This is a genomic window from Haloprofundus salinisoli (assembly GCF_020097815.1).
GTDB classification, from domain to species: domain Archaea; phylum Halobacteriota; class Halobacteria; order Halobacteriales; family Haloferacaceae; genus Haloprofundus; species Haloprofundus salinisoli.
In genome coordinates this window covers 2,226,727-2,243,914 of sequence record NZ_CP083663.1, presented here as the reverse complement: position 1 = coordinate 2,243,914, position 17,188 = coordinate 2,226,727, and the positions used below count along the sequence as shown (strand labels likewise).

Here is a 17,188-nt window from a genome sequence, read left to right as displayed (position 1 = left end):
CAAGGCGTTGACAGTGCATTTGTTGCATCCAGAGTTCAATATTTTTATAATTGTATAATCATTCTTATATCCAAGGAGGCTTACCATCCAGCCCCGTCCCCGGTAAGCCTCTCATAGTAGTATGATGTCCGTTTACTGTAAACAGGACTATGTCCTTGTATTTCTACCACCTGAATAATGGTCAATCACTTTCCCGCTCCAAGCAGGAAAGAACTCGCAAATGTCCTTCATTCGCACTCCACGGTAACAGATGTCAATTTCTGTGAGGAACATTGGCTTCGAGTCACAGATTCAGAGCAATCCTTGCTCATCTGTACAAACGCCATGGCTGTTGGAGGGGCCGATCAACTAATACGAGGTGCAGAGCTACTAGAAGAAACCGATTCTGGGGTGGTTTTCGTTTCAGTACCAGCTCTGTATGCACTAGGTATTGGCGACCCCAATCGAGGAACTGTGGAGGGGTTAATGGCCCTGACTGCGGGTGCGATTGTTGAAGAAATAGTTGAGTTTACTGTCCATCTCCTAAGTGAAGGATTTGCTGGATATCCAGAACTCCATTTCTCTGACTTGGCTAAGTTCTTCGCGAGTATGTTGTCCTCCGACGAAGATGAAAACGAGCAACGACAGCAGGTGCAGTCAAATTCGCATCAAGGAGAATTCCCTGCAACTTGGCCGGCAGAAATCGAGGAAGGGGTTGTCGATCTCATCACTCGGTGGGTGTTACGAGAAAATCCACGTAATGTAGTTGACTTTTGTTCCGATGGATGGCCACTGGTACCGCGTCTAACTGAGTACTGCAACACGCGAGACAAGAATACCCAAATACAGGTCGTGGACCTGCCTACGCATACTGCACGTGTTGGCCGATTGGTTACGGCATACGGCTACCCACAGCAATACTCAGACCAGATTTCGAAGTTGAATCTCGATACTGTTCTCAGTGACTTGGATGAACAAACGGAACTGGAGGTATTCAATGACATAAACACCCCAGAAAGGCCCCACCCGCCGGATGTTGTCACTTCGGGTATTTGCTCATCAAATACTCCTGATATAATTCCCGCCCTTCGAGAGCGGGCATCAAAGTTGGGCCTTGGTATCCCACCAAGAGTTAGCCCATCAATATATCTGGCTGTAGAGGGAATGAAATCGTTAGCAGATGGCGGGTTCGGAGCATTCGTTCTTCCATTCGCACAATTATCGCGTTCTTCGTTTCTCCAATATGCTTTCGACGAAGGGCGAATCCATGCGATAATGATGTTGGAAAATTCTGAGGACGACCTTAGTGTGAATCACCGTCCAGTGCTGGAGCCTGCTCTCGTACTGTTCAAGAAAGAAGATTCCGATGTCAACTCGAACAGAGTTCGTCTAATCAAAACCAAGCCCACTGAGTTCGACCATCGCATCCATCGGTTGGTGAATGCACCAGATGATCAGGTATCTAACACCGATACTGAAGAGATTGAGGGAGTTTCGCTCGAATTGGTGTCCCCATCTGACCTCTTAGCTCTGAATCCCCGATTCATATTCAAGGAGCCCCAGCTCGCGGCCTTCCTTCGTGATGAAGACACGTATCAATTCGGAGATGTAGTAGACAAAGTGAGGAGAGGGGTTCGAACGGGTGCCAACGATTTCTTTTATTTCGCATCAGACGAACTCCCTGAAGTTGACATCCCGGATCGCTTCTTAACGCCAGCGTTGAAACGGAATCCCGATTTCACGGGAGAAGAATCATACACGATTACGACAAAACGGTCAGATTATTCTGTCCTTGATCTTCGAGAATTTCTAAGGGATTTTGATAACCCAACAGAAGAAGAAGTCTTGAAGGAATTACAAGAACAGGGTTATAATAATTTAGTCTCTTATATCCAAGACCATTCAGACCTGGCAGACCACGCGGGTTTTCAGCACTTTGATGTTTGGTTCTGCCCGTTTAACCAACCAGAAAACAAACCTCCAGACCTGGTGATCGGCCAGTTTTCAGATGGGAAGTGGTACCGATATAGAGCGGAAGGTATGATCATCGACCAGAGTTGGTACGGTGTTTGGTGCGGTGATACTGACCCCAACGCGCTTCAGAAACTGCTGAATTCAGAACCGTATCAACAACTTCTCAGCTAACTTGGCCGGACTATGTCTCCAGTTCATTCTCGATATACTGTGCGAGACCTCGAACAGCTTCCAATCAATATAGGGCCACTGAATGACGGACTGGATGATATTGTTTTCCCCCCAGATCGACGCCGAGACCAAAGGAAACTTGACCGTGCTGTAATTGAGCGCTGTAACAACAAAGCAGCGCAAGAGGCTTTCCAAACCCTTCTTGAACCAGATGACCACTTTGCGTGGGCATGGTTCCTTTCTCCGGAAGAATACGAACAGTTCCAGGGACAGTATGAAGATAGTGAGAAAGAAGCCCGTGAATTTGTGGCAGAGCGTCTCAACGAAGAGGAAATCGGAGAGATGCTTGACGATATCTCGCGGAGTCCGCTCCATGTCGAACGATGGGAGACAATAGAAGAGTTAGCTGATGAGTATCGTGATGGGCGTTATCGCCTCTTTCTGTATGGAGCTACTCCTCAGTTTGAGGGTTTCATTATGGATTGGGCGTTGAAAAACGGACATGAGGTAACGAAACGTGATGGGCGTCCATATGTCCGTATAAGTGGACAAACTAGAGAGGAGGATGACGAGTTCCCGAAGGGGCTTGGTAAGTTAATCGAGAAATTCATCCCTCGAGGATTCGGTGATTTTCTGCAAGACGATATCACAAATCTTAGGAACACAATCACTCATGGTGAAATCATCGAGGTTTCCCATGAGCGTGCAGCGGTCTGCTTACTTGCACTCCACACCTTGGCTCTTCAAGTTTCGGAAGGCCGGCTCGGTGTTTATAATCAGGAGAGGGAGATTTGAACCGGGATTATACTTCCTCAACTACTCATCAAGCGTGTCTGCTGCCTCGTCGAGGGTCGTCTCGTTCAACCACAATTCCACATCCTCGTTGGCCTCCATCGCCTCTACAGCCTCTCGGAGATTTTTCTCATCCCGCTCGAATCGGTATTTTCCCCGTATTGGAAGCTACCGTCTTCACCTCCCTCTACGAGGTCATAGCATTCTGGGCAGAAGCCTCGACAAGACGTGGTACAGCTTCTCCGATAAGAACTGCTACAATTAGCGCCCCGACAACCATCGAAATTTACCGGTCGTACCCGTGTTCGATGCCAGGCATATATCAGACGAATAAACTGGCATGAATAAGTGTATTCCCAGTAGTACCCAGTGAAGATCAGAACACTTCACCGTCCTCCCACAGAGGCTCCTTCACTACCACAAAACGACCTGGTTCTCAAGATGACTGTCGACGAGCTATTCGATTCAGGGAACCTGCTGAACTGGAAGACTGCACCAAACACGCCTACCGTGCGGCTCGCCGACCAAGGACAAACACCAACAAGGCAATCAATATTGCACCGAATGCAGTATTGACTGTGACCAACACTTGTCCGAGAATTTCTAAGGGTAGTTCACGGCGGACCGCAAACCGCTGAACTCTATTGTTTATGTACGGTGTCGGGTTACCGACTCAACCTGTCGTATTCAAGGGTTTCAGATTCGAAATAGGACTTTCTTTCGTTCGAATGTGGATCGGATTTCGGCTATCTGAACAAGGTGGAGCAACGGGAGAGCAGGTAACCGAAATCAAACAACTCCAACAGCAATGGATCGAACTCGGCGACCACCCAAACCCCCAAACGAGTCCGATGACACCGGAATAGATCCTGACCTCGAAGACCTGCAAGAAGACACGCCGAAAGGGAAAATCTGCTGTTCACAATGTGGCCACTACACCGACAGGGGAACTCAAGGATGCCCGACGTGTCGAAGCAACTCGTTCACTGACCGAGGACACTAACCTCGCTCACGCCTCACATTCACACTACACAAGTGAGTCTCACAGCACACACTCACAATCCACAATCTCTTGCAACAACCTCTTGCTAGGTAGGTTTAGACAATAGGCCTGTACTTCCTTTCTGCCTCCGCCTTATCCTCCCCCTTGAACCGAAGATACATCTCGGTATGCTCAATATCGCTATGCCCCATCAACTCCTTCAAGAACGGGATCGGCATCCCTTTTTTGACACGATGCACCGCATAGCTGTGTCTAAACGTGTGTGCCGTCACAGCACGCCGCTGCTCCCCCGCCGCATTCGGCGGACCCAAAGGCTCCTGCACACCCGCCATCTCCGCATACTCATCCACGATTTCCGTCGGGCGCCGTGGATTCAACTGCATACTCTGCCTCCCAACGAGAATATACGGTGACTCACTTGCCGACAAGAACCCATCTCGCGCACCGCCCTCAATCCACTCCCTGAGATACCGCTCCGTTTTCGGCGTGAAATACACTGTCCGATCCGTATCCTCATCGTCAATCTCTCGCCACTCACTCTCACCCTCCTGTTTCACCGTTACCGTCTCAATCGCACGTTCTTCCCAGATGATTTTGTCGAGACGCAGCGACACCAATTCCCGCGCCCGCACCCCCGTGTCCCACAACAATCTCAAAAGCACGAGATCTCTCAACTTTTCAACCACCTCGAGGATTTTTTTGTAATCTTCTATTTCGATGTACCGCGGGTCCTTATTGTCCTCTCGTTCCACGAGCAACTCCCACCCGGCTTCATCCATCGGGTTCTTGATTCCTTCAAGCTCTGGCGGTACTGTCTCGTTCGGGTCTTCGGCCCGATCCTGGAACGTCCGGAACATCTTCGACAAGTCATACACTCGATTCGAGATCGTTGAGTCGCTGTACCCATGTTTTCGCTGCTCGATTTGGAATTTCCGAATTGCGTACTTCCCGGGCGCCAGTAAATCCCGACCTGTCTCCGCACAGAACACTGCGTAGTGCCGAATACTCGACTTCCGGTTCAAATACCCGCGTTTCGACACAGTGTATTTGCTGTCCTCAATGTACTCCTGTGCCGGATCGGGTAGGGTTTCGACGTCCGGAAGCGACGCGTATGGCCCGCGTGGATCATCATCGGTGTCGTTGTTGGTGTTACTCATCCGACTCTGATTCCCCGGTTTCGTTCGAGTCGTCCATTTCTTCGAGGACGGACTGGATTTTGCTGGTGTGGAAGGCGATGGTGTCCTCGATGTCATCTTGCGTGACGTGCTGGTTCTCAAGGGATTCGAGTGAATGGTTCGCTGACATCATTAACGACTCTAAGCGTTCGTATTGACTCTCGATGTCGTAGAACATGTTCTTGATACCGTCCGGAACATCTCTGGCATCCTCGCTTTTGTCTCTCGCAATTTGCTTGCTAACGGCGGTCCGGACGAGATCGCTTAGGTGGTCGTACTGAGCATTTTGTTCTGCATGGTGTTTCCAATCGGCTTTAACACCCGCGTCCACTACTACCTCGACAGTGACGGAGTCACCCATGGAGCATCGAGATACGCTAAAATGTTGTAAAGGTATCGGGAGGGTATCCGGATAATATGACTGACTGGACAGAGAAGTATCGCCCTCGGTCGCTGTCGGCGATACGCGGCAACAACAAAGCCCGCGACCAGTTCCGCGAGTGGGCGCAGACGTGGGACGACCACGGCGACGCCGTCATCATCTACGGCAGTCCCGGCGTCGGCAAGACCTCCGCGGCGCACGCGCTGGCCAACGACATGGGGTGGGAAACCGTCGAGTTGAACGCCTCCGACCAGCGGACCGCCGCCGTCATCGAACGCTTCGCGGGTCGCGCGGCGATGAACGAGACGCTCGGCGGGTCGAGCAGAGGCGAGTCGGGGCGACAGCTAATCGTCCTCGACGAGGCGGACAACATCCACGGTAACTACGACCGCGGCGGCGCGCGCGCCATCACGAAACTCGTCAAGGAGGCGGGTCAGCCGATGGTGCTCATCGCCAACGAGTTCTACGAGATGAGCCGCGGTCTGCGTAACGCCTGCGAGTCGATCGAGTTCCGCGACGTGAGCGCGCGCTCTATCGTTCCCGTCCTCCGCGACATCTGCCGTCAGGAAGGTGTCGAGTACGAGTCTGAGGCGCTCCAGCGAATCGCCGACGTCAACAGCGGCGACCTCCGCGGCGCGGTCAACGACCTCCAGGCCGCCGCCGAGGGCCGAGACAGCATCACCGAGGAGTCCGTCGCAACGAGCGACCGGGACCGCTCCGTGGGCATCTTCGAGTTTCTGGATCAGGTGCTCAAAGAGGAGTCGCCGCGGGAGGCGCTGTACACCTCCTACGACGTAGACGAGACGCCCGACGACCTGACGAAGTGGGTCGAGGACAACATGCTCGACGTGTACGAGGGCGAAGAGGTCGCCCGCGCCTACGAGTTCCTCGCCAACGCCGACCGCTGGCTGGGTCGCGTGCGTGCGAGTCAGGATTACAGTTACTGGCGCTACGCGGGCGACAACCTCGCCGCGGGCGTCGCCGCCGCCCGCGACGGCACGAAGGGAGGGTGGACGCGCTACGGCCGCCCGCAGTTCTGGCGCTCGAAGGATAAGACCGGCGACGAGGTGGCCCGCCGCGTCGCCGAATCCAGCGGGACGAGCATGAGCATCGCCCGGCGACGCATCGTCCCGTACCTCTCGGTGATGTCCCACCACTGCAAGCCGCGCGACCTCACCGTCGAAATGGCGGCGTACTACGAATTCGAGGAGAAACACGTCGCCCACGTCACCGGCAGCGGCGAGTCGACGAAGAAGGTCCAGTCCATCGTCGAGGACGCCCAGCAACTCCGCGGGGAGGCGATGGAGGCACACTCCGGCGGCGCGTTCGCTGGCTCGCCGAGCGGGACTTCCGAGGGCGGAAGCGACGGCGACGACGACCCGAGAGAAGACGACCCGGCCGCCGTCTCGGAGACGGCCGAAGAAGACGACCCGGCCGAGTCAGCGGCCGACGGCGGCAACGAAAGCAGCGCCGGCGGTGACGACGAGGACGAGAGCGACGACGGTCAGTCGGGGCTCACCGACTTCTTCTGATCGCGGTTATCGGTTCGTCGGCCCGCCGGACTCGACCGGCAGGTCGAAGTACCGGTTCTCGTCGACGGTTCCGAGGTCCGGGTCCGACGCCAGCGCTTCGAGCGTCCGTCGGAACGCCGCCCGCGAGACGGCGACTTTTCGGGCGTAGTCGATACTGTCGCGCTCGTCGGACTGCCCGGCGACTTCGTACAGCATCCCGGCGGCGTTCGTCCTCGGAGAGAGCGCGTCGAGGTACGACCCCCAGAGCGGTTCGTAGCCGTAGCGCGTCACTCTCCCGAACCCACCCACGGACGAGAGTTGATGGGCGACGAACGAGTTGAGTCGGAGCGAGCGCCGACTCGTCTCGGCGTCGATGAACGGGTTGACGATGGTTTCGGGGGGTTCGTCCGGCTCGTAGGCGGGTGCTCGTTCGAGATACGACGGTCCGAACGGAGCCATGACGCTCAGAAGCGAGGACGTCTCGCTGCCGCGCCCCTCGGCCTCGACGCTCTTGTGGTGGTGCGCTATCGCCACGTCGGGGTTCGCACGTCGGTACGAGTCGGCGACGGCGGCGGTTTCAGGCGCGAGTTCGAGGCCGCATCCGCGGAGAGTGTACCCCCGGTAGGTCCGGTCGTGTCGCCACCGCGTCTCGCCGTCTTCGTCGTACCGCGTCCATTCGCTGGGCGCCCGAGTCTGCGACGAGCCGTCGGCATCCGGCGTCTCGGCAGTCGGGTCGAAATCGCGGTTCAGGTCGTAGCCGGGCGGTCCGTCTGCGGTGTGGTAGTCGGGTTCGTGTCGGGAGTCGCGCTCTCGCCACTGCTGGGTGTTCTCGCGACGGGTGACGCGCTCTTCGGTCCCGTCGTCGTCCTCGTCGCGGGCGAACATCGCCCCGTCGGGGTTCGCCCGGGGAACGACGGTGAGTGTGAGTCGACTCAGGAGGTCCCTGTTGGCCTCGGGGTTCGAGACCATCTCGCGGACGAGGGCGAGTATCGCTTCGGTTCCGGCGGGTTCGTCGCCGTGCAGTTGCGTCACGAGGTGGACGTTCGTCTCACCCCGCCCGACTCGAAGCTCCCAGAGAGGATCGTTTCGACCGGCGGAGCGGCCGATTCGGCGGAGCGTGACGTGCGAGGAACGGGCGAGCGCGCGGAGTTCCGCCGCGAGTTGTCGGTTCGTGAGCGACGCGGCGGAGTCCGACTGCCGAGCGCGTCGAGTGTCGGTCGCGCCGATCGCCGATTCGACGGCGCTAGGTGCCGAAATCGCCGCCAGTCCGACCGTCGCCAGATACTGCCGTCGGGTCGCCTTCGGGGAACGGTCTTGAGGGAAGATAGTTCACCCAAGGTGCGAGTCGGTGCTAAACGTTTTTCGGCCTGGGATAGAACGTACGGCTTACCGGAGTGTCGGTGGTGACGACCCGTCGTCACAGCGAAGGACACCGGCACTCCGGGACGTGTACGCGCGGCTTTTTGTGATGGCTTCGCATACCGGGGCGTGATGCGCGCCGCAGTCCTGCACGAGTACGGAGAACCGCTTGTCGTCGAAAACGTAGACGCCCCCGACCCCGACCCACACGGCGTCGTCGTCGACGTGGAAGCCTGCGGCATCTGCCGGAGCGACTGGCACGCGTGGCAAGGACACGGCGAGTGGGCCGGCGACCAGGTGCCGAAAGGCCAGATTCTCGGCCACGAACCCGCGGGTCACGTCGTCGCCGTCGGCGAGCGCGTCGACCATCTCCGCGAGGGCGACCGAATCGCCGTCCCGTTCAACCTCGGCGACGGCACCTGCCCGTACTGCCGCAACGGGCACGGGAACGTCTGCGCGGACGGCCTCTCGCTGGGCTTCCAGTCGGAAGCGCCCGGCGCGTTCGCCGAGCAGGTCCACGTCCCCTACGCCGACTACAACGCGATGCCGCTCCCAGAGGGCGTCGCCGCCCGCGACGTGGCCGCGCTCGGCTGCCGGTTCATGACCGCCTTCCACGGGCTCGCCCACCGCGCCGACCTCCGGACGGGCGACTGGGTGGCCGTCCACGGCTGCGGGGGCGTCGGCCTCTCGGCCGTTCAGGTGGCGAACGCGGTCGGCGCGCGAGTAATCGCCGTCGACATCGATAGCCAGAAACTGGACCTCGCGCGGAAGGCCGGCGCGGACGCCACCGTCGACGCCAGCGACCTCGACGGCCGCGGCGTCACGAGCGCGATTCGGGCGGAGACCGACGGCGGCGCGCACGTCTCCGTGGATGCGCTCGGCCTCGAAGAGACGTGCCGGAACTCCGTCTTTTCGCTCCGAAAGCGCGGCACGCACGTCCAACTCGGTCTGACGACCGAGAAGGAGCGCGGCGAGGTGTCGCTACCGACGGACAGGATGACGATGCAGGAGATTTCCTTCTTGGGCTCTCGCGGGATGCCGCCGACGCGCTACGAGGAACTGTTGGGGCTGCTGGCGACCGGCGACGTGGACCCCGGCGCGCTCGTGAGCCGCGAGGTGGCGCTGTCGGACGTCCCGGAGCGACTGGCGGCGATGACGAACTACGAGACGGAGGGTATCGAGGTCGTGACGGAGTTCTAGCTCGGTAGTTCGGACGAGTCCCGCTCTTCGGACCACCGCACTAACACTCGAAGAAAACCGAACCCCGAGAACGCGAGACAGAGCACGAACCCGATGCTGAACAGCACACCGTCGAGTCCGTGCATCGGGGCGATTTCGTACAGTATCAGCAGCAACCCGACTCTGTAGCCGTTCGTGATAACCTCGCTCGCACTGGAGGGCGACATGTCGTATCCCCGTCCGGACAGCCACGGTATAGTTTCGACTATCGATCGACAGAAGGGAAAAGAACCGGGCGGAGAGCGCGAATCAGAACGCCTTCTACCGCCCGCTCCCCGAGCCGAGACCCGGAATCGACGTCCGGTCTTCGACGTAGTTCATCAGCCGCGACGCCGTGATGACGAGCGCCAGGTACAGAATTGCGGTGATGGTGAACATCGCCGTGTAGCGGAAGTTCGAGGAGGCGATGTCGTTGGCGCGCTTGAACAGCTCGGGGACGGTGATAAACGCCGCCAGCGAGGAGTACTTGATGAGGTAGATGAGTTCGTTCGTCCACCCGGGGATGGCGAAGCGGAGCCCCTGCGGGAGGACGACGTACCGAATCGCGTCCACTTTCGAGAGACCGATGGCGCGGCCCGCCGTGAGCTGTCCGGTGTCGACGCTCTGGAGCGCCGAGCGGATGTACTCCGCCTGGTAGGCGGCGCTGTTGAGGATGAACCCGACGAGCGCGGCCCACGCGGCGTTGTTGGCGAACACGCCGTCGAGGAAGCCGGGGACGAGCCCCGAGAAGTTCAGCCCGTAGTAGAGCACGAACAACTGCGCGAGAAGCGGCGTCCCGCGCAGGAGTTCGGTGTAGACGAGCGAGACGTACTTCGTGACGTCGCCGTAGACGCGGGCGACGCTCAGCGGCACGGCGATGAAGAAGCCGAAGAAGATCCCCAAGACAGTGAGTACGAGCGTGAGCCACAGCCCCTCCGAGAGTATCGGTAGATACTCGGCAGCGAACGCGAGCGACTCGAACGCGCCCGCGAGAAACGGAATTCCGGTGCCGAACGACTCGATGGTCGCGGGCGCGACGAACGGCTGTCCGACCGGTACGAACAGGCCGCCGAGCCAGTCGTTGGCCCACCGCAGCAGCAGCCAGCCCCAGAACAGGACGCCGGCGGCGACGAGCAGCGCTCGTCCGACCGCGCCGGTCGAGATGCGGGTCTCGCCCTCTCCCTCCCGGGCGGCGTCGACGACGGGCTCGCTCATGAGTGCATCTCGGTGATGCGCCGGAGGAACGACGCCGTGCGGTCCTGTTCGGGGCGATCGAACAGCTGTTCGGGGGGGCCGCGCTCGACGATTTTCCCGCCGTCGAGAAACAGCATCTCGGAGGCGACCTCGCGCGCGAAGCTCATCTCGTGAGTGACGACGAGCATCGTCATCCCGCGCTCGGCGAGGTCGCGCATCACCTCCAGCACTTCCCCGATGAGCTCGGGGTCGAGCGCGCTCGTCGGTTCGTCGAACAGCATCAGTTTCGGCTCCATCACCAGCGCGCGGGCGATGCCGACGCGCTGCTGCTGCCCGCCGGAGAGTTCGCCGGGGTAGGAGTCCGCTTGCGGCGTGAGTCCGACCATCTCCAGATGCTCGTCGGCGCGTTTGCGCGCCTCCTCCTTGCTCAGGCCGAGCACGCGGCGCGGCCCGAGCATGATGTTCTGCCGCGCCGTGAGGTGCGCGAAGAGGTTGAAGTCCTGAAACACCATGCCGACCTCCTTGCGGAGTTCGTTGACGTCGACGTCCGGGCCAGTGACGCGCTCGCCGTCGAGGTAGATGTCCCCGCTGTCGACTTCGGTGAGTCGGTTGACGCACCGGAGCATCGTCGACTTCCCCGACCCGCTCGGGCCGACGAGCACCGTCACGTCGCCGCGGTCCATCTCGAAACTGATGTCGCGGAGCACTTTCTCGGTCCCGTAGCTCTGGGAGACGCGGTCCACCGTCAGTAGATGTGTCGTGTCACTCATGTGCGTCGACCTCCGTCGAACTGCCTCAAACCCGCCGTCACGCCTGCTCACCGCTCGGTATCTCGTAGTACGACCCGACGAAGTCCAGTCCCCGATTCGTCACGAACGTCAGCACGAAGTAGATGGCGCTGACGAACAGCACGACTTCTAACACCGCCGTCGTCTGGCGGACGAACAGGTCGTAGCTCCGCGTCAGCAGCTCCGCGAGGCCGATGGCGAAGACGACGCTGGTGTCCTTGAGGACGATCGTCACTTCGTTCTGGAAGCCCGGAATGGACCGTCGAAGCGCCTGCGGAACGACGACGTGGCGGATGGCCGCGAACTTGCTCATCCCGACCGAGCGTGCCGCCTCCAACTGCCCCTCGTCGACGCTTTGAATCGCGCCGCGGAAAATCTGCGACTGGTATGCCGCGCTGCGCAGTCCAAGACCCAACGCGCCCGCGATGAACGCGTCCGAGAGCGTCACGGACATATCGAACAGTCCGAGCGTGAGACTCGGCGTCGAGAAGACGAAGTACATGAAGATGAGGATGACGACGATGGGCGTGCCTCGAAGGACGATGCCGACGACTTCGACGACGAACCGGCTCACCCGGCCGCCGTACACCTCCACGATACCCGCGGGGAACCCGACGAGAAAGCCGAGAAGCATGCTGACGACGGTGAGAACCACCGTCAGCACTGCACCGACCAGAAGATACGGGGCGTTGTCGAGGACGAACGCCCAGTCGCCCGTGGCCTGTGCGACGACTGTCGGGTCCATCCGTTACTCCCCGACTGCGGACGAGTTCGAGCTGGTGCCCGTGGCGTTGCCGGAGGAGTCGTTTCCGGTCGACTCGTTGCCCGACGCCCCCTCGCCGGAGCCGCCGAACCACTCGTTGCGAATCTCCTCGTACCGGCCGCTGTCGCGGACCGCCTGCAGTCCTTCGTTGAGCGCCGACTGCACGTCGCTCTCGTTCTGGCGGAGACCGAAGCCGTAGCGCTCGCCCGTTTCGTAAACGAACGCGATTTCGACGTTGCGCTGGTCGGCGAACGTCTGCGCGACCGGCTGGTCGATGACCAACGCGTCGACGTTGCCGTTTTCGAGGTCCTGGACGGCGAGAACGTAGTTGCCGTAGGTGCGGAAGTTCGACTGTTGGATGTCGCCGTCGGCGACGAGCTCGTTCTCGATGACGCCCGCGCCGGTCGTCCCCTCTTGGGCACCGACGGTCTGCCCGGCGAGGTCGTCGAGCGACTGCGGATTGAAGTCGCCTCCTCCGGCGACCAGAATCGCCTGGTCAGCGTTGTAGTAGGGGTCCGAGAACGCGATGGTCTGTTGGCGGTCCTCGGTGATGGTCATCGCGGCGGCGATGACGTCGATGCGGTCGTTCTGCAGCGCCGGGATGAGCGAGTCGAACTCGAACTCCTGCCAGTCGCCGAGCGTGTAGTCGGTCTCTTCGACGACCGCCTCCAGCAGGTCGATGTCGAAGCCGACCAACTCGCCGGATTCGTCTTTGAACTCGAACGGCGGGAACCCTGGCGCAGTGCCGGGGACGATTTCCATGCTCCCCGCGCTGTCTCCGCCCTCGGTTCCGGTGTCGTTACCGGAGCCGCCACTGCCGCCGTCGCCGCCGTTGCCACCGTCTCCACCGCCGTCTCCGCCGGTGTCGACGCTGCATCCGGCGGTTACGGTGAGTCCCGCGACGCTCCCTGCTCCGGCCAACTTCAGATACGTCCGACGACTGACGCCAGACTGACGGTTTGACTTCATATCGATAGACGAGGCTAAGCAGACGCTTCAACTTTTCTTCCTGACCGTAAATCACCACGGGCAGTGATGTGTTTATTATACTATTGATAAAGAAGTGCAGAGAAGAATCAGGCCAGCGGTCGTCTCAATCGCCGCTGACGCTGTGCGTGGTCGCCTGTTCGGCGGCGTCGACCCGCCGTGCGAGCCACGTCGCGGCGGCGATGCTGAGCGCCGCAAGGGCGAACAGCAGCGCGTTCAGGTCGCGGATGAGCGGCGTGTAAATGACGAGATCACGACCGAGCAAGGCGATGAGGACGAGCAGACCGACGGCGGTGACGACGAGCGGACGGAGACGCGTCAGCGACGTCTGCGTCTCCGACGCCTGCGTAACCCACACCAGTGCCGCGACGAGCGCCGCGATGGCGGCGAGCGTCGACCCGATGAAAAGCGGTTGGGTCGTCGAACCGTACGGGAAGAGGTCCCAGACCCGACTCGTCAGCGCCGCGAAGACGACGAGCACCAGCGCCGCCGGAAGCGCGAGGTTCACTCGTTCGAGCGCCGACCGCCGGAACTGCCCGTCGTACGCGCGGAGCGTACCGAACGTCAGCGCGGTGAAGATGGTCAGCGCGACGACGAAGTGCGCCGCCTGCGTCGGCACCGAGTAGCCGTTCGGAATCAGTCCCGAGAGCGTCACCGTCACCGCGCCGATGCTCACCTGGAGGGGGAGGACGACGAGCGCGAGCGTCATCGGGAGTTTGACGCTCCGCTTCGCGCCGCGTCTCCACGCCCAGACGGTCGTTCCGAGGATTTGGAAGCCGACGATCATCGCGACGAGGCGGTGGAACCACTCGATGAAACTCGGAATCGTCTGCGGCAGCAGTCCGTTGTCGCACAGCGGCCACTGCGCCGAACAGGCGAGTCCGGACCCGGTCGCGGCGGTGTAGATGCCCAACATCATGAGTAGCGCCGTCGACGCGGTGGTGAAGGCCGCAAAGCGCCGGAACGAAAACCAGTTCGGGCGGGTGCGTGTTCTCAGCATAATCCCTAGCGCAGGGTCGGGGGCGGGCGTACTTAGACCTGTCCGAACGCCCGTCTGGTCCACTCTTCGAACGCTGAACCGCCGAATCGAGCGAGTCCGATCAGGCCGGGTGAATCGCGCCGAAACGAGCGCGCCGAAACGAGCGTCGAACCGGCCGAGCCGGACGAGCCGAAACGGACGGCCGACGGCGTGGCCGACCGCCTTCGACCGGTTGAAGTACGTCCCGCCGGTGTATTCGAACGTGACCGACCACACCGACGATACCGGGATTAGCGTCAGCGGAACCGCGGAGGCGGTAGATTCCAATCGACTCGACGACCGGCGACGCCGGCTCGGCGAGTATCTCGCCGACACCGGTCTCGACGCCGTCTGGTTCGCCCGCCCGAACTCCTTTGCGTGGCTCACCGGCGGCGACAACGTCGTCAGCGCGACGGCCGACCTCGGCGTCGCCGCCGCGGGCTACGTCGCTCCCGAGAACGGAGACGCCAACGCCGGCGAGTTCCGCGTCGTCACCGACAACATCGAAGCGCCGCGCCTCGTCGACGAGGAACTCCCCGACGAGTTCTCGGTCGAGACGGGACAGTGGTACGAGTCGTCGCTCGCGGACTCGGTCGCCGACCACTCGCCGGAGAACGCGGCGGCGGACTTCGACGTGCCGGGGTTCGAATCGGTCGACGCCTCGGCGCTGCGACAACCGCTCTCCAAGGCGGACGTCGAGGCGTATCGAAGCCTCGGCCGCGACACCGCCGCGGCCGTCGAGCAGGTCTGTCGCCAGCTGGAATCCGGCGACACCGAGCACGAGGCGGCGTCGGCGCTGCGCGTGACGCTCTCGGCGCGCGGCATCAACGCGCCCGTCGTCCTCGTCGGCGGGGCCGAGCGCGCGCAGTCGTATCGCCACTACACGCCGAAACTCGCCGAACTCGGCGACTACGCGCTCGTCTCGGTGACGGCCGAACGGGGCGGCTTGCACGCCAGCACGACCCGAACCGTCGCGTTCGACCCGCCGGAGTGGCTGGCGGAGCGACACGAGAAGGCGACGCGAGTCGAAGCGACGGCGCTGGCGGCGACGCGAGCAGTCGGACGCGAGAAGGGACCGGCCTCGGACGTCTTCGGTGCGGTTCGAGAGGCGTACGACGGCGTCGGCTTCCCCGACGAGTGGCAAAAACACCACCAAGGAGGCGCGGCGGGCTACGACGGACGCGAGTGGTTCGGGTCGCCGACGGCCGACGACGAGGTCCATCTCCCGATGGGGTACGCCTGGAACCCGACGATTCAGGGCGCGAAAAGCGAGGACACCGTACTCGTCACCGACGACGGGTTCGAGGTGCTCACGAGCACCGGACAGTGGCCGACCCGGGAGGTCGAGGCCGTGGGGTACGACGCGACGGTCGAACGGCCCGACGTCTTGTCGCTGTAGTCGCGCCGCGAAACCGTGTGACTGCGCAGTCGCCGCAACTCGTCCTTTTAAGGGCAACGTATTTGTCGTTTGGGTGAAATCATGCGACCGTGCCCTGGTACGCAATCGATTCAATCGACGACGCGATAGATTCGACTCGTCGGTTCCTGTTCCCGTTCAGTCTCGGTCGGTGGCTCCGACTCGCAGTGATCGTGTTCTTCCTCGGTGCGTTGAGCACCGGCGGCACGCCGCCGAACTTCGGCGGCTTCGGCAACGCCGGCGACACGCCGACGCAGCCGCAGCCGACGCCCTCGCCGGACCCGACGACCGGAGTCGACCCCGGGACGCTCGGCCAGATAGCCCTTCTCGTCGCCGGGCTCTTCGTGCTACTCGTCGTTCTCGCCCTCCTGTTCGGTCTCGTCGGCGACGTGATGCGCTTCGTCTTCCTCGACGCCCTCCGCACCGACGACGTGCGCATCCGCGGCCCGTTCCGCCGCCGACTCGGTAAGGGGGTTCGGCTGTTCGCGTTCAAGTTGCTCCTCACGCTCGCGGTGAACGTCCCGATTATCGCCGGCGTGTTGCTCTTCGTCCTCGCGTTCGCCGCACCCGAGCTCCTATCGGGGGTCGGCGTCGCTCCGGGCATCGTCACCGGACTCGGCGCTATCGGATTCGTCGCAGTGTTCGCCCTCCTCGCGGTTGTAAGCATCGTTCTCGGCCTCGTCGTGGGGTTGACGAACACGTTCGTCACCGCCGTGATGCTCGTCGACGACGTCGGCGTCGTCGAAGGGTGGCGGCGCTTCTGGCCGACGCTGCGCGGCGAGTGGAAACAGTATCTCGTCTACCTCGTCATGCGAGCCATCCTCGGCATCGGTGTCGGTATCGTCACCAGTATCGTCGTCGCCATCCCCGGACTCGTCATCGGTGCGATCACCGTGGTCGTCGTCATCGCAATCGTGAGCGTGTTCGGTGCGACGCTCTCTCCGGCCACCGTCGTTCTGGGCGGACTGACGCTTCTGGCGGCGTTTGTGGCTTTCCTGATCGTTGCACTTCCGGTCGGAATCGTCGTCCAGACGTACTTCCGGATGTACGAACTCATCGTTCTCGGGCGCTCGAACCCGTCGTTCGCCCTCGTCACGATTCCGGACGACGACAGCGACGAAAACACCGGAGACGAGTTCGGCGGCGGAGACGGACCCGGCGGCCCCGGCGGAGTCGGCGACGACCGAACCGACGACGGGCGGTCCGCCGGCGACTCCACGGACGAACCCACAGGTTACACCACGGACGAATCCACAGGTCGCTCCACGGGCGACTCGTCGTCGCGGCGGTCGACGACCGACGAGACGCCGTCTGCGGGCGGCGACGAGGCCGACGCCGACGAGGAGGAGCGCGACGACGACTCGGGGTTCAGATTCGGTCCCGATAAACGCTGATATTCGTCGTTCGTCGAACCTCGGTATCGACGCTATCCATAGTTTTTTGCTGACGGAGGGAGT

The 17,188-nt window shown here is 61.2% G+C and carries 15 protein-coding genes; 6 read left to right on the top strand and 9 right to left on the bottom strand.

What is annotated here, in order from left to right; all coding sequences use genetic code 11:
• Positions 1–177: 177 nt before the first annotated feature.
• Together LAQ73_RS11940 and LAQ73_RS11935 are read left to right on the top strand one after the other, a co-directional pair.
• Positions 178–2,124: a hypothetical protein gene (locus LAQ73_RS11940; protein ID WP_224268504.1), complete on the top strand. Its 1,947-nt coding sequence runs from the start codon at positions 178–180 to the stop codon at positions 2,122–2,124.
• A 39-nt stretch (positions 2,125–2,163) separates the two neighbouring features.
• Positions 2,164–2,919, top strand: a complete 756-nt coding sequence (locus tag LAQ73_RS11935; RefSeq protein WP_224268503.1) for a hypothetical protein — start codon at positions 2,164–2,166, stop codon at positions 2,917–2,919.
• Between the two features lie 1,095 nt (positions 2,920–4,014).
• On the opposite strand, the gene LAQ73_RS11930 is transcribed toward LAQ73_RS11935, so the two are convergent.
• On the bottom strand, positions 4,015–5,076 hold the full coding sequence (locus LAQ73_RS11930; RefSeq protein WP_224268502.1) for a tyrosine-type recombinase/integrase: 1,062 nt from the start codon (positions 5,074–5,076) through the stop codon (positions 4,015–4,017).
• On the bottom strand, positions 5,069–5,455 hold the full coding sequence (locus LAQ73_RS11925; RefSeq protein ID WP_224268501.1) for a hypothetical protein: 387 nt from the start codon (positions 5,453–5,455) through the stop codon (positions 5,069–5,071). Before LAQ73_RS11925 ends, LAQ73_RS11930 begins: the two co-directional genes overlap by 8 nt.
• A gap of 56 nt (positions 5,456–5,511) precedes the next feature.
• Between LAQ73_RS11925 and LAQ73_RS11920 the strand changes: the two genes are divergently transcribed.
• Positions 5,512–7,008, top strand: coding sequence for a replication factor C large subunit (locus LAQ73_RS11920; protein ID WP_224268500.1), 1,497 nt, complete (start codon positions 5,512–5,514; stop codon positions 7,006–7,008).
• Between the two features lie 6 nt (positions 7,009–7,014).
• On the opposite strand, the gene LAQ73_RS11915 is transcribed toward LAQ73_RS11920, so the two are convergent.
• Positions 7,015–8,214: a M14 family zinc carboxypeptidase gene (locus LAQ73_RS11915; protein ID WP_224270756.1), complete on the bottom strand. Its 1,200-nt coding sequence runs from the start codon at positions 8,212–8,214 to the stop codon at positions 7,015–7,017.
• A 264-nt stretch (positions 8,215–8,478) separates the two neighbouring features.
• Here LAQ73_RS11915 and LAQ73_RS11910 point away from each other — a divergent pair, with 264 nt between their 5' ends.
• Complete coding sequence (locus LAQ73_RS11910) at positions 8,479–9,546, top strand: zinc-dependent alcohol dehydrogenase family protein (RefSeq protein WP_224268499.1); 1,068 nt, start codon at positions 8,479–8,481, stop codon at positions 9,544–9,546.
• Here LAQ73_RS11910 and LAQ73_RS11905 read toward each other — a convergent pair.
• The 6 genes from LAQ73_RS11905 to LAQ73_RS11880 all read right to left on the bottom strand — a co-directional run bounded on the left by LAQ73_RS11905 (position 9,543) and on the right by LAQ73_RS11880 (position 14,296).
• Positions 9,543–9,752, bottom strand: a complete 210-nt coding sequence (locus LAQ73_RS11905) for a hypothetical protein (RefSeq protein WP_224268498.1) — start codon at positions 9,750–9,752, stop codon at positions 9,543–9,545. The genes LAQ73_RS11910 and LAQ73_RS11905 overlap by 4 nt on opposite strands.
• A gap of 94 nt (positions 9,753–9,846) precedes the next feature.
• The gene (locus LAQ73_RS11900) at positions 9,847–10,779 is read right to left on the bottom strand and encodes an amino acid ABC transporter permease (RefSeq protein ID WP_224268497.1); all 933 of its coding nucleotides are present in this window, start codon (positions 10,777–10,779) and stop codon (positions 9,847–9,849) included.
• A complete protein-coding gene (locus LAQ73_RS11895; protein ID WP_224268496.1) occupies positions 10,776–11,528 on the bottom strand; it encodes an amino acid ABC transporter ATP-binding protein in 753 nt (250 codons plus the stop codon). The genes LAQ73_RS11900 and LAQ73_RS11895 overlap by 4 nt, the downstream gene beginning before the upstream one ends.
• A 37-nt stretch (positions 11,529–11,565) precedes the next feature.
• Entirely contained in the window at positions 11,566–12,291 is a 726-nt protein-coding gene (locus LAQ73_RS11890; RefSeq protein ID WP_224268495.1) for an amino acid ABC transporter permease, read from the bottom strand.
• 3 nt (positions 12,292–12,294) lie between these two features.
• Positions 12,295–13,278 carry a basic amino acid ABC transporter substrate-binding protein gene (locus tag LAQ73_RS11885; RefSeq protein ID WP_224268494.1) on the bottom strand — a complete coding sequence of 328 codons (984 nt, stop codon included), beginning with the start codon at positions 13,276–13,278 and terminating at the stop codon, positions 12,295–12,297.
• Between the two features lie 124 nt (positions 13,279–13,402).
• Positions 13,403–14,296 carry a COX15/CtaA family protein gene (locus tag LAQ73_RS11880; RefSeq protein WP_486606348.1) on the bottom strand — a complete coding sequence of 298 codons (894 nt, stop codon included), beginning with the start codon at positions 14,294–14,296 and terminating at the stop codon, positions 13,403–13,405.
• A gap of 268 nt (positions 14,297–14,564) precedes the next feature.
• Here LAQ73_RS11880 and LAQ73_RS11875 point away from each other — a divergent pair, with 268 nt between their 5' ends.
• Both LAQ73_RS11875 and LAQ73_RS11870 read left to right on the top strand, forming a co-directional pair.
• A complete protein-coding gene (locus LAQ73_RS11875) occupies positions 14,565–15,713 on the top strand; it encodes a M24 family metallopeptidase (RefSeq protein ID WP_224270755.1) in 1,149 nt (382 codons plus the stop codon).
• An 89-nt stretch (positions 15,714–15,802) separates the two neighbouring features.
• Positions 15,803–17,125: a DUF7544 domain-containing protein gene (locus LAQ73_RS11870; RefSeq protein WP_224268492.1), complete on the top strand. Its 1,323-nt coding sequence runs from the start codon at positions 15,803–15,805 to the stop codon at positions 17,123–17,125.
• Positions 17,126–17,188: the final 63 nt, after the last annotated feature.

What these genes read in the sequence shown, in the direction of transcription:
- LAQ73_RS11940 (WP_224268504.1), top strand. Translation starts at nt 178, where the DNA reads ATGGTCAATCACTTTCCCGCTCCAAGCAGGAAAGAACTCGCAAATGTC.
- LAQ73_RS11930 (WP_224268502.1), bottom strand. Translation starts at nt 5,076, where the DNA reads ATGAGTAACACCAACAACGACACCGATGATGATCCACGCGGGCCATAC.
- LAQ73_RS11925 (WP_224268501.1), bottom strand. Translation starts at nt 5,455, where the DNA reads ATGGGTGACTCCGTCACTGTCGAGGTAGTAGTGGACGCGGGTGTTAAA.
- LAQ73_RS11920 (WP_224268500.1), top strand. Translation starts at nt 5,512, where the DNA reads ATGACTGACTGGACAGAGAAGTATCGCCCTCGGTCGCTGTCGGCGATA.
- LAQ73_RS11910 (WP_224268499.1), top strand. Translation starts at nt 8,479, where the DNA reads ATGCGCGCCGCAGTCCTGCACGAGTACGGAGAACCGCTTGTCGTCGAA.
- LAQ73_RS11905 (WP_224268498.1), bottom strand. Translation starts at nt 9,752, where the DNA reads ATGTCGCCCTCCAGTGCGAGCGAGGTTATCACGAACGGCTACAGAGTC.
- LAQ73_RS11900 (WP_224268497.1), bottom strand. Translation starts at nt 10,779, where the DNA reads ATGAGCGAGCCCGTCGTCGACGCCGCCCGGGAGGGAGAGGGCGAGACC.
- LAQ73_RS11895 (WP_224268496.1), bottom strand. Translation starts at nt 11,528, where the DNA reads ATGAGTGACACGACACATCTACTGACGGTGGACCGCGTCTCCCAGAGC.
- LAQ73_RS11890 (WP_224268495.1), bottom strand. Translation starts at nt 12,291, where the DNA reads ATGGACCCGACAGTCGTCGCACAGGCCACGGGCGACTGGGCGTTCGTC.
- LAQ73_RS11885 (WP_224268494.1), bottom strand. Translation starts at nt 13,278, where the DNA reads ATGAAGTCAAACCGTCAGTCTGGCGTCAGTCGTCGGACGTATCTGAAG.
- LAQ73_RS11880 (WP_486606348.1), bottom strand. Translation starts at nt 14,296, where the DNA reads ATGCTGAGAACACGCACCCGCCCGAACTGGTTTTCGTTCCGGCGCTTT.